The sequence below is a fragment of the Bacillus sp. SRL337 genome (assembly GCF_984799155.1).
Genome location: NZ_OZ481793.1, coordinates 4,329,872 through 4,342,707 on the forward strand (window position 1 = coordinate 4,329,872; position 12,836 = coordinate 4,342,707).

A 12,836-nucleotide genomic window follows, 5' to 3' on the forward strand; every position below is an offset into this window, starting at 1 on the left:
ATAGGGGACCGATCTTACCCTTGTCCCATACATCTACTATTATAATTATTTGAGTTATAAGATTATGTGAGGAACCCAGCTTTTAGAACGAAGCGGCACTGTTTTTATTCATTCAAAGAAAGACATATCATTGAGACAGGTCTCTCTTCTGTGTTTAATGCATAGCGGTACGCCTTGACATAATCTATAGGTTGCAAAGAAAAGACGGGACGGGTGTCTGCTGCTGTGTCCTTGCTGGATGGTATCTTTTTTGAGGCCTGTTAAGAACAAGTAGTTGTAATAAATCGTTGTCATCTGAAGGTGACATCGCGAAGAAATTCTTACTCTCTTTGTTTTACAATCCTGGCAATTTCCCTTTCGTTCCTTACTGCTTTTTCCCAGATATATTCTTGCTCTAATTCTAGGGTCTCAATTTAGTGACAAGTTCTATATGGCGCTGTTCGCTTTCGACTTTCCTATGACTGACCATTACATCCAAATTGCCAACACTCGAGATTAATTGAGAAAGCATTCCTTCCATTCTTTCAGCCATTTTTAACACCCCCTTCTTTTAAAAATAGTTTAGCCGTTTTAATTAATCTGGGTTAGGCCAATTGCCAGTACTAGTGGTCTCAACATGTCCCTGTGTCCCTGAACAACCAACTCTAGAACATAAAGCACCGAGGGTTAAGCGCTCACTAACCCATACCTTCGAAACACCGGCTTCAATGTGACATGACTCAGGCATTGAGATAGATTTGTTACCCCTAGAAAAATCATCAGCCACAAGGGGTTGGTGTTTTTTCTCGGGAAGCGGGGTCGGCCCCCTGCTTGTAAATATCGGCGGGACGAGGAACCTGTCCCTCTGTCTCCATCTAAATCGTAAAGTTATTGCAGGTCAAACAGGCTTTCTTGTCGAAAGATAAACATATGAATTTCATTAATTGGGGGAATGAACGATGGCAGAAGTTTTGTTGTTACATCATGTTTTAGGGAGAACGAAGGGGATTGAAGCAATCGCCGATCAACTGAGAGGTGCAGGGCATACTGTGCACGTGCCAGATTTATTTGACGGCTGCACTTTCTCCACGCTGGAGGAAGGCTTGGCATTCGTTAAGGAAATCGGATTTGGAGAAGTGACGGCGCGCGGTGTACGCGCAGCCAGCGAGCTGACACGCGAGGTCGTCTATGCTGGTTTTTCACTCGGTGTCCCGGCAGCACAGCAGCTCGCACAAACTCGTGAAGGAGCTAAAGGTGCACTATTTTTTCATGCCTGCCTCCCGACCTCTGCGTTTGAATCTGAGTGGCCGGCTAACGTGCGTGTGCAAGTACACGCCATGAGTGCAGATCCTTTTTTCGTTGAAGACGGTGACATCGACGCGGCCCGTGAGCTTGTTGCTTCGGCCAATGACGCTGAACTATATCTGTACGAAGGCAAGGAACATCTCTTCACCGACAGCAGTTTACCATCTTACAATGCTGAGGCGACGAAACTTGTAATGGAGCGAGTTCTCGACTTTCTCGCATAATTGTTAGAAATTTTTTCAGCAGATGGGATATATCTAGACCCAAATAGTACGCGCAGACAATGATTTTAGCTGTTTATTGCAAAATAGAAGTGGCAATAAATCCGTCAAGTTCAAGACAAAATGAGCCATCAGTTTCAGGAGGGACAAAGGCGGGACAAAGGGACAGGTTCCATGTCCCGTGCTGGTTCAATTTATTATATACACAAAAAAAGACATGTGGCGATGACATGTCTCTTTGGCATGCCCAAGGGATGAATAGGTAATTCACAGCTCAAGCAGCTAGATCAAAGCTAAGGATTATTCAAAATTAAAGAATTTTTACTGTGAATATATGGGGGGACGAGGAACCTGTCCCTATGTCCCTATCCCTTACCTTACTTTCCTTTGAATTCTTTCATTCTCTCTATTAAGTCCGAATCAACTTGTTCTTTATTTTGACTTACATATTTATACTCAAAATATTCAATTCTAGCTGCTGGTCCAAATTCACTATCATGCCAATTTGTATAATCAAAATGTATATTTAGTTTTCCCGATGCATTAAGTAATAATGTCACTGAGAACCAAGGTTCTTGGTCATTATCAGTAAAGACTTTTTGAAGTTCAACAGTTAGTTGAAATAATTTGTGTAGCTCTTTATTATAAGTCCTCTTGTCAACAGCGTATATTTTTGGAATATAATGCGAAAAAACGCACTGCTCCTCACCTTCGGGTTTGAAAAAGAAGAAAACTCCCCCTTCTCCTCCTTTAACTTCACCATTAAAATAAATATCAACCCATTCGGTTGGAATCATGTCATTAACCTGTTGTGCAATTTCTTTATATAATTCGTTTAATTCTGTCTCAAAATTCATTAATATCAGGCCGCTGACTTAATTGCAATTTCACGAATGACTGGAAATTGCCCTTCAATTTCATATTCGACCATAAAGGAATCAGGCCGCATTGAATTATTAGAATAGATTGGTTCTATATTAACAGAGACCTTCTTTGGCGGTACCTCTTTTAATGCATTTCCCCATTCAGTCTCCATATCATACCAAACTCCACCTCTCCTATTAATCTGACTGTTTTGGGGCACTAGATTGTCTATATCTCCAGGACCATTAAATTGTGCACCTATTAAATGACCACCATCATCATCCGGTAATCTATCTTTATCTCCTACAGTTGCTTGTGCATACTTATTTCTGTCAGCCTTTTTTAATATAAGTTCAGGAGCCTCAACATTTACGATTCGCCCATATTCATCTGTAGTATATTTATAATCATCATTTGTTATATACCTCGCATTAGGAAGTAATTGTTTCTTACCATTTCTACCTTTTACAATATGTCTTCCAAAATCAATTTCTTTTATTTCCTTAATAATTTTTGTTCCACCATCAACCCTATCACCCTGCGACACCCTCCCCTTCCCAGGAATCACCACATGCCCATTCTCATTCATCAAAAATCTACCCATCTTGGAAAAAACATCATATTGAACAGCCTTGGAAATCGGTCCGGCTACTACCTTCTGATAGGTCTTGTCTATGGCGGTTTTAATTTTATCCGGGTTCAGGACATTTCTTGTTTTTCTGAATAAGTCTTGGAGGTTCGAGGAAAGTCTATCCAGTTCCATTGCCCGTTTTCCGCTGCGGGAAGAAAGCAGGTTATGAACGGTGTCTTCCACTTTTCCGAAAGTACTTTTGACTCCGTTCTTGATGAAGGTCTTTATTTTGGCGGTGGTAAAGACATTGTAAGGAACGTCCGACTTGGAGTTCATTTTGCCGGCTTTGCTCATTTTGCTGACTCTGTCTACGCCCTTGCTGCCGAAAATGGATGCGGCGATGCAGGTGCCTGCATAGGAAAAATACCTGGCTCTGCTTCGTATATCTCCATTGACGACCTCCTCTTCATAGGATTGCTTCAGGTCATTCCAAATGTATTTGGCGGTGTCGATCGGATGCAGAACAGTATTGATAGCCCCCTTGAAGAAGCCGATGGGATCCGTGAACAGGGCGATGAGTGAGTCGGCGAGGCCGGCCATGATATAGACGATCGCAAAGAAACTTCCTTCCAATGTTCCGAGGAACTGGGAGAATTTTTGCGACAGCCTTACTGAGGCATACTCTGATAATTTTGTTAGAAACGACGATTCATCGATAATCATTTTTTATTTTTCTCTATTATACCAAGCTTTCCTTTTTGAAAAACAGTTTGAAGCTGTGTGATTTCCTGTGTCATGGAGTGGACTTGCTTTTCTAAAGAAGAGAGGGAAGATGTCTGTATATGGTCGAATTCTAGCAGTTTTTCGATGCTTCGTTCTTTTTCCCGGTGGGCGATGGCCGACTGCTGCAGAAACGGTCCATCCTGTATCCTTGGTACGGAAACGATATCCGATACGCTCCGCAGTGCAGCGTTTGCCTCACTTGTCAGGTCCATCGTCGTCTGCCATGCGCGTTGAATGCCTTGCTCGACACCGCTTTCCAGGAAGCTCTGCCTGATGAACCTAGCAGGTGAAGGCTCAAGGGAATAAAGGGCTTCTTTCATCTCCCTTAGGACGGATTGGTAGTCTGATAGAAACAGCTGGTACTTTTCCAGCATGGGAAGATGCTTGCTGCGGTAAAAATCACGGATCGCCTCCCCGCCTTCTCCCCTGAAAGCATCATCCAGATTAACCACGTCTTTGACTGCCTTTTCAATCTGTTCCATCTGATCTTTCTGGGAGGACAAGGTTTCCTCAATCTCTTTCAACCCACTATGAAAGGCTTCCACATCTAGTATTTTCATAGAGTGCCTCCCTACCGGCTCAATGTGATCATGGAAGAAAGGGAATGATCGGTTTCTTCCATGGTTTCTACCGAATGGTGTGCAGCCGCTTGATTTTCCAAGAGAAGCTGTTTATAGCTCTCAAGCATTTTCCGACATTGTTCGTTCAGCTCATTCATCTTATCAATTACCTGCAGTTCGTTATCTCCGCCAATCTGTCTTGGATAGTGGGAGTTCCAGGCATCGACCGTCTGTCTAAGCGTCGAAAGGGCTCTCTCCGTCTCATTGTACTGAATCTTGATTTCAGTGGGCATTTGATCGGTCCTTTCTTATTAAATATAAAAATTGATTTCAAAAAACACCTATAAAATTCCAATTCGTAAATATAGTACCATCGTTTTCCTATTCATTCTATTTTCAACTTTAAATTTAGCAAAAACAGGTAAATGCACCCTGGACTTTAGTAATGACATAGACAATAAATAGCCGCACTTTTTGATACTTCATGATGTACCAATACAAACCCGTGCTGCTTTTCTTTCGGGCCTTCCTCGGCAAATGAGCATCATCTCTTTATCGATTTGATAATTGGTTTAAAAAAGTTAATGGGGTATTCGAAAAGAGATTACAGGAAAGAAGGCTTTTAGGCGAAGGATTCGGCAGGAAAAGAAACTACCACTCCTACTCCCCCAAATGTTCATCGCAAAATCTTTCTAGATAAATCAATCTCTAATGAATCACCAATCACATCTGCTTGTCACAGACCATAATACCAACCTTCTACTGATTGAAAAAATTTGTTGGTACGAGGACTCTTTGAACTGCCCCTCTGTCCCATGCTTAAAAAGAATTTAATTGGGCAAAATTGCTGCCTTTTTGGGCACAAAGGGATAGGGGAAGAAGGGATAGGTCCCTTGTCTCGCTTTTGTGAAGGAAGTTGGTACTTTTATGATAAAGGCTTTTATTTGCAATCCCTCCATTTAGAAAAAGATCTTCTATATGGTCATTATTAATGATTGCAGGAAGGAGGGACAGGCACCCAACCTAACCACATAACACTTAAATATAGCAGTAGATTCCAGCATAGTCTAAGAGGTGTACAGGAATGATTCAATGAAAGGGATTGTACAAAATAGTGATTAGCGGTGTTCCAATGGATGATATGGTCCTATGAAAATGTAAAAAAAGAGACATGTTCGATGACATGTCTCTTCTTCATAAGAGAGAAGAAACAGACCTCTCTCCTCAAGTATTTAAGCTGTTCTTCTCTTATAAAGGAAGATCGAACCGCCGCCAACCAGAATTAACATTAATCCTGTTAATAAAATATTAAATGTGTTCGTTCCTGTATTTGGAAGCTTATCCCCTGGTATTTTGACAGGATTTTCTCCCGGTTTGTTCCCTGGGTTATCTCCAGGCTTGTTCCCTGAATTATCTCCTGAGTCTTCTCCCGGGTTATCCCCTGGGTCTTCTCCTGGATTATCTCCCGGGTCTTCTCCAGGCATTGAACTAATATCTACAATTCGGCCTTCCACTTCAGTTGGGATTCCTTCACTGCCTATAGTGACCAAATGATCACGGAAGTTTTCCCAGTCAGATAGACCCAGATCGGTTAAACGGCCTTCTGCATAAGCTTTCGCAAAGACGTCATATCCATCTCCGCCTTTTGCTGTGAAAGCATTTGTTGCGATGGTGTATGTTTCTTGATCAGAAATCTCAACATATTGACCATCTTCATTCAGATATTTGATTGACACTACACGTTCGCCTGCAGGCTTGGCAGAATCAAATTCTACTTTCCCTCCGGCAACATGCAGGAAGCCTCCATTTTCACCTGGGTATTGACTGAAGCTGATTTCGAATGCTTCTTTAAGTTCAGCACCGGTCAAATCCATTGTTGCCAATGTATTGGCAAATGGAAGAACTGTGATGATTTCTCCTACAGTAATCGGACCTGCATCAATTGCTGCGCGGATGCCACCACCGTTTTGCAATGACATGATAATATTTTCACCTGTAAAGTTTTTAGCTTTTGAAAGCATTCCATCGGTAATCAGGTTACCCAGGATTGTCTCGTTTTTACGTACACTTGGATTCGTATTGTCACCGTTCGTTCTAGGGTTTTCCAGTGCAATTGGAGTTGAAACGCCGATTTCTTGTTTTGCTACCGCATCGACCTGTGCTTTAAATGGAGCCAATACATCCACTGCTTCTTGGTCAGCTGTTTTGTCACTGATTTTTATTAAGTTTCCGTCATTGTCTATAACAACACCATTTTCATCGAAACTTACATCAAGAACACCTAGATTACTGTTAGAATTTCCTGTTTGCACGAGTACAGTTGGAGTGGCATCCTCAGCTACAACAACTGGTTTAGATAACGCTGTATGGCTATGTCCGCCTACGATAATATCAATGCTCTCTACTTGCTCTGCAAGAACAAGGTCATTATCAACTGCTGCATTGTCATCATAACCAATATGGGTCAATGCAATAATTTTGTTAACGCCTTGCGACTCGAAGTACTCTACTGATTTTTCAGCCTCTTCAAGATAATTTTCAAATGTAATGGAGCCCGGACTGGAAATATCGGCAGTTTCTTCTGTCGTCAAACCGAAGATACCAACTCTCTCACCGTTCACTTCTTTAATGATGCCATTGTAGATCTCGCCATTGTCATATACGGATTCAATAGAATCATTGAATAGCCCGTCAAATTTGGCATCTTTTGAAAAGTCAACGTTCGCACTTACAAATGGGAAGTTCGCTCCATTAACAAAGTCAGCCAACGCCTGATGGCCTTCTGGTGAGGAACCTAAGTCGAATTCATGGTTACCGAACGTCATGGCGTCATAACCCATAAGTTTCATTAAGGCAAGTTCAGCTTCACCTTTGAATTCATTGAAATATAAGGTCCCGGTGAATGCATCCCCAGCGTCAAGAAGGAGTGCATCAGGATTTGCTTCTCTAACTTCTTTTACAGCAGTAACTGTCTTCGGCATGTTCTCTAAAGCTGAATGAGTATCATTTGTATGCATGACAGTCAGATTATATTGTCCTTTTACATCAGTGATTCTGCCTTCTACATCCGTCGGAATTCCCTCACTGCCGATGCTGATCAAGTGATTCCGGAAGTTTTCCCAATCAGACAGGCCTAAATCAGTTACACGGCCTTCTTCATAAGCTTTCGCAAAGACGTCATATCCATCTCCGCCTTTTGCTGTGAACGCATTGGTTGCGATAGTATAAGTTTCTTCATCTGAAATTTCGATATATTTACCATTCTCATTCAGATATTTGATTGATACTACACGTTCGCCTGCTGGTTTGCTGGAATCGAATTTCACTTTTCCTCCGGCTACATGCAGGAACCCGCCATTTTCCACAGGATATTGACCAAAGCTGGTTTCAAATGCCTCTTTCAGTTCTGCGCCGGTCAGATCCATCGTTGCCAGAGTATTGGCAAACGGGAGAACAGTGATGATTTCTCCTACAGTGATTGGGCCTTCATTGATGCCCGCACGGATTCCCCCGCCGTTTTGCAAAGCCATGATGATGTTCTTGCCCGTGAAATCTTCAGCCTTAGCAAGCATACCATCTGTAATCAAGTTGCCAAGGATTGTTTCATTTTTACGTACACTTGGCTTGGTATTATCGCCGTTTGTACGCGGACTTTCCAATGCAGAATCAGTTGTGACTCCGATTTCTTCATTAGCGACTGCATCGACACGTGCTTTAAATGGTGCAAGCACCTCCACCGCTTCTTGATCAGCAGCAATCTCTTTTGTGATTGGTATTACGCGCCCATCATATGTTGCGATTACATCATTTTCATCAAAATTAACATTCAAAACACCGAGGTTGTTGTTTGAATTGCCGGTTTGCACGATGATAGTCGGTGTCTCATCTTTTGCAACAATCACGGGTTCACTTAATTTTGTATGGCTGTGTCCCCCTACGATAACGTCAATACCTTCTACTAATTCTGCAAGCAAAAGGTCATTATCTATTGCTGCATTATCGTCATACCCGATATGTGTCAATGCCACTATCCGGTTGACTCCTTGTTCTTCTAACGAAGCAACAGCTTTTTCAGCTTCATCAATGTAATTCTTAAGCGTTATAGAGCCCGGGCTTGAGATATCAGCCGTTTCCTCTGTCGTCAAACCGAAGATACCGACTTTCTCGCCGTTCACTTCTTTGATGATGCCATTATAGATTTCACCATTTTCATAAGAAGCTTCAATGGAGTCGTTGACAAGTCCATCAAATTTCGCATCTTTTGAAAAATCCACGTTCGAGCTTACAAATGGGAAGTCCGCTCCTTTTACAAAGTCAGCCAGAGCTTGATGGCCTTCCGGTGAAGAGCCTAAATCAAATTCATGGTTACCAAAAGTCATAGCATCATAGTCCATCAGATTCATCATGGCAAGATCAGCTTCACCTTGGAACTCATTGAAGTATAAAGTTCCAGTAAATGCATCGCCTGCATGAAGAAGCAATCCATCCGGAGAAACGGCTCTAAGATCTTTTAGTGCTGTTATTGTCCTAGGCATCAAGTCCAATGCTGAATGGGTGTCATTGGTATGGAAAAGAGTTAGGTCCGGTCCTCCCAGATCAACTTGAATCAATACAGGATCATGGTCAGATGCACGGCCCTGCTCTTCTGTAAAGTTCGCATTGATATGGATCATATCAACTGAAGTATTGGACACAAGATTATTAGAAACCAGTATATGGTCCAGAACTTGGTTGTTTCCTTGGAAGAAGTATGAGAAACGATCCTTGACAGGAACTGAATCTACCATATTCGTCAAAACTCCGCCTTTTAGCGTATCGAGTGCCGGGGTGAATTCAAAATCATTCATATCTCCCGCAACAATCACGTTCAAAGCAGGATTTTTTGCAAGTCCGGCATCAATGAAGTTGTTGACTTCTTGCGCTAATTGCAATCTCTCTGCTTCAGAACCCAATTTAGGCGGTTGGTTTGCACCCCATCGGGATTCATCTCCACCCTTGGAATTAAGATGAGCGCCGATGACTACAACGCGTTCGCCTTGAAACTCGAATTCTGCGGCAATCGGCTTACGGGTGTCAACGAATTGATCTGGATTGATCACTCCTGGATTAAGCGTTAAGTTTCCTTCTTCGGACCAAGCATTTGCTTGTGTGGCAGCACCTTTTGTACCCTCCACTAGAGTTACTCGATCTGGATTATACAAATAACCCACCCGGATATTCCCGCCAGGTGCACCACCATTTGTATTGTTAACAGGTGCAACATCTGTCCAAGCATACAAGGGACCTCCAGCAGCCACAATGGCATCAATCAAGCGCTGGTAGCTCTCGGATGCATCTGCATTGCCAGAATTAGTCTGTCCATCATTATCTTGAACCTCTACAAGCGTAATGACATCAGGGGATTTCATATTATCAACAAATGATTCTGCAATCTTCGCCACTTTTTCATTGGGTGTATTGTCAGCATTGTTTGAGAAGTTTTCGACATTGTAACTTGCCACAGTCAATTTGTCGTCTGCAGGTACGATGTCTGTAACTTCAGGTGTAACATTCGATGGGATGACACCCGGCAATGTACTCTTATCAGTCACTATTCGGTAGCCTGAACTTGAATAAGAAAGAATACCAACTACATCTCCATCAAATTGGTCTCCTGCATTATAAGTAGTACCCACACCAGATAGCATGATTTTCTCAGGATTATAATCGTCTGCTGCGATATTCAACCCACCATTAACATTTACCTCGTTATTTGTTGTGCTTTCCACAATAATTGGAACCTCGCCGGAATATGGCGGTCCGACAACAAGAGCATCTGGGAACGAAAGGCGCATAGATTCAACCGATTCCCAGAAGTCGATACCATCCTCTTCAGGATCGAAAGACTCCAATTTATCGTTATCGATGATTTTGTTCGGAGGTACAATATCTTTCCCCACTACAAGAGGGGCAGGAAGGTCAGCAGTACCTGTCTTGGTTACTGCAGTTCCAGTAATTTGCGTTCTGGAAAGGTTTGCGCCTCCACCATATTCTGTCACTGTCCCGTCTACAGAAACTGTATCCCCAACAGAGACTCCATGGTTTCTTTGGTATACTTCTATAGCTTCAGAAGTTGCGGTATCCTCATCTGCATTCTCAACATCTTGCATAACAAAACTATTTGCATTGAAGATATGAGTCACAACACCAGTAACGTCTGTCACTGAAGATCCATCATATTCAGAAGCATGGCCTTTCCCTTGGATGTCATGGATATAGATACCTTCAGTATTCAGAATTCTATAAGAAAAACTGAATATATCACTCTCATTACCATCAGCAACCGCGATTGCTTTAATGGTTGTTTCTCCAGTTTCCAGAGCAATTGGCTGAGTATACTTTTCACTTTCCGTATTTGGAGCTGAACCATCAATAGTGTAATAGATTTCAGCACCTTCAATATCGGATTTCAATTCAATTTTCGTACCTGCTTCTACAACTCCTTGTGCCTGAGTTGAATATACCGCCGGCTTGTTGACTAGATCGTAGCTTTCCAGACCAAGCGTTTTCAAGTGATAGCCAGCACTGTTAACAGATCCAATTCCTGTAAGATGAACCATATCCCCTTCTTTGTAGTGCTTGATTAGTTCATCATAAGTGGAACCTGTGCGGTTATCGTGAACGACAGTAACACTTCCTCCGCCCTCAAATACCGCTTCAAAAGTAGCCGTTCCATAATTATCTTTTTTCAAGTCGGTAATCTCGACATTTTCCAGCTTTAACCATTCCCCTTGCGTACTTTCGTCCACTTTTGTCACAGACTGTGCTGCAGGAAGACTGTTGCCTGACGAAAGAATTTCCTGCTCGGTAGGTTTGATCTCCAACTCATCATTATAAGTTAGCAATTCACCGGTGATTTTGACTTTATCTCCCGGTTTAACACCCTGAAGACTATTAAAAACAAGAATCCCAGCTGTTTCATCTTGTACGTAGAAGGTGTCATAACCCCACAGTCCTGTATTCGTTGTAGCAATTCCTTCGAACGTCACCGTGCTGCCAGCACCTTGTCCACGTGCTTCCGCAATGGAAATTGCCGGAACTACAGGATCGGAAGTTCCAAAGGTGTGTTTGCCGATATCAGAGAAAAAATCTTTTCCGTTATTAGTCCATTCCGTATTCCTATCAAAGACATCATCAATCATTGTATCTCCGGCTGAAACATCGCTGTTCCTGACAAGAGAAACATCTGCCAGTACACTTTCCACTGAACCGACCTGACCAATTGAATCCACTGCCTGGCCATTCTTTTTCAGTACAATCTGGTCATTTCCATTAAAATTGATGACTTGCTTGCTTGTGTCAATTTTATCAGCCACAGCTGCAAGTGCAGGTGCATCAGGTCGGGTAATAACATAAGTATCACCACTTGCAAGCTTCCCCTCTAATGTCAAAGAACTGCCTGGTGCAGTGGTTCCTGTAGTGGCACTGTTACTATTATTGTAAAGTTCCAGGGTATAGCCGTTCAGATCGACTTCTTCTCCCGTACCATTATATAGTTCAATAGCTTTATTGAAGCTCGATCCTTCAATATATTCAGAGATAATGAGATCAGCAGCAACAGCAGCTTCAGCTCTTACATTAGTATTAGCAACGGGTGCAAATAAACTTGTAATCAAAAAAATCAATGCGACGATACTTATACTTCTCTTATGCCGTCTCTTCAATTTTCTTCCTCCCATTTTTGAAAACTAATTATCCTTTTAGTAGACTCTTGCTGTCTTGGCGTTTCTTTCGTAATGCCAATACTGAAATATCTAGATGAATCAGACGCAGTAGACTTTACTATTTAGGGGAGCTTACTTTTACTGATGCTGCTCTGCACACATGAAAAACCTGATATGTACGTTTCAATCTCCTTTTATTTTTTTATATTTTCAGAGCTTCCAAGGCTGGTGTCTATTAGATGGGGCTGAATATAAACCGGTTAACTTAATCCTATAAGACTGATTATCGTTTTATCTGTAAGCAATAAACCCTTCCCCGTGCATATTTCATTTTAAAAATTTAAATATTATTAATTTTCAAAAAATTAAAGTCGTATTTAGAGTCAAATGTAAGAAAATACAAGTAGGAAATACAATCAACCTCCTTAAACTATTTCGACTTTTTATAGCATAATCCTCCATCACAATTATAGTTTGGGAATAATTACGTGTAAATAGAATCTGAATATATTTACATTTCCTTTACTTTCCATGGATTAGCGGAAGGGAGGGGCAGGTATGTTTAACGCTCCGAGGGTCTGCCCCCCCATAGGTAAAGACCGCACCAAAAAACCGCACCCTATTTCCTTTGTTCCCATAATAAAAAAAGAGTAAGATAGATAGAAAAATAGGCAATCACTTAAAGGATGAATTGATTATGATAGGTGCTTCGGCTATTTTCAGTATCGTTATCTTCCTATGTCTGCTCATTCCCATCATTGCATTGGTCATTCTCAGTATTATTAAGCTGCTTAAAAAAGAGTTTGATTACTTGCAGATGGAAAATAAACAGATACAGCTTCAAACATAG

General features: G+C 41.8%; 9 protein-coding genes. 3 read left to right on the forward strand and 6 right to left on the reverse strand.

Translation table 11 applies throughout. From position 1 onward, the window contains the following. Positions 1 to 400 precede the first annotated feature (400 nt). Entirely contained in the window at positions 401 to 532 is a 132-nt protein-coding gene (locus AC4E8A_RS21685) for a hypothetical protein (protein ID WP_490195864.1), read from the reverse strand. Between the two features lie 406 nt (positions 533 to 938). On the opposite strand from AC4E8A_RS21685, the gene AC4E8A_RS21690 reads away from it, so the two are divergent. After that, the gene (locus AC4E8A_RS21690) at positions 939 to 1,508 is read left to right on the forward strand and encodes a dienelactone hydrolase family protein (RefSeq protein WP_490195865.1); all 570 of its coding nucleotides are present in this window, start codon (positions 939 to 941) and stop codon (positions 1,506 to 1,508) included. Positions 1,509 to 1,882: 374 nt separating this feature from the next. Here AC4E8A_RS21690 and AC4E8A_RS21695 read toward each other — a convergent pair whose 3' ends face one another. Continuing rightward, a complete protein-coding gene (locus tag AC4E8A_RS21695) occupies positions 1,883 to 2,362 on the reverse strand; it encodes an immunity protein YezG family protein (RefSeq protein WP_490195866.1) in 480 nt (159 codons plus the stop codon). Positions 2,363 to 2,367: 5 nt separating this feature from the next. Further along, positions 2,368 to 3,132, reverse strand: coding sequence for a DNA/RNA non-specific endonuclease (locus AC4E8A_RS21700; protein ID WP_490195867.1), 765 nt, complete (start codon positions 3,130 to 3,132; stop codon positions 2,368 to 2,370). Between the two features lie 33 nt (positions 3,133 to 3,165). Here AC4E8A_RS21700 and AC4E8A_RS21705 point away from each other — a divergent pair, with 33 nt between their 5' ends. Then, on the forward strand, positions 3,166 to 3,522 hold the full coding sequence (locus tag AC4E8A_RS21705; protein ID WP_490195868.1) for a hypothetical protein: 357 nt from the start codon (positions 3,166 to 3,168) through the stop codon (positions 3,520 to 3,522). A gap of 137 nt (positions 3,523 to 3,659) precedes the next feature. Here the strand turns inward: AC4E8A_RS21705 and AC4E8A_RS21710 are convergent, their stop codons facing one another. The 3 genes from AC4E8A_RS21710 to AC4E8A_RS21720 form a co-directional block, all read right to left on the reverse strand. Next, on the reverse strand, positions 3,660 to 4,283 hold the full coding sequence (locus AC4E8A_RS21710; RefSeq protein ID WP_490195869.1) for a T7SS effector LXG polymorphic toxin: 624 nt from the start codon (positions 4,281 to 4,283) through the stop codon (positions 3,660 to 3,662). Between the two features lie 11 nt (positions 4,284 to 4,294). Next, entirely contained in the window at positions 4,295 to 4,576 is a 282-nt protein-coding gene (locus AC4E8A_RS21715; RefSeq protein ID WP_490195870.1) for a YwqI/YxiC family protein, read from the reverse strand. Positions 4,577 to 5,515: 939 nt separating this feature from the next. Beyond that, entirely contained in the window at positions 5,516 to 11,986 is a 6,471-nt protein-coding gene (locus tag AC4E8A_RS21720; protein WP_490195871.1) for a 5'-nucleotidase C-terminal domain-containing protein, read from the reverse strand. Between the two features lie 697 nt (positions 11,987 to 12,683). On the opposite strand from AC4E8A_RS21720, the gene AC4E8A_RS21725 reads away from it, so the two are divergent. Next, complete coding sequence (locus tag AC4E8A_RS21725; protein ID WP_490195872.1) at positions 12,684 to 12,836, forward strand: hypothetical protein; 153 nt, start codon at positions 12,684 to 12,686, stop codon at positions 12,834 to 12,836.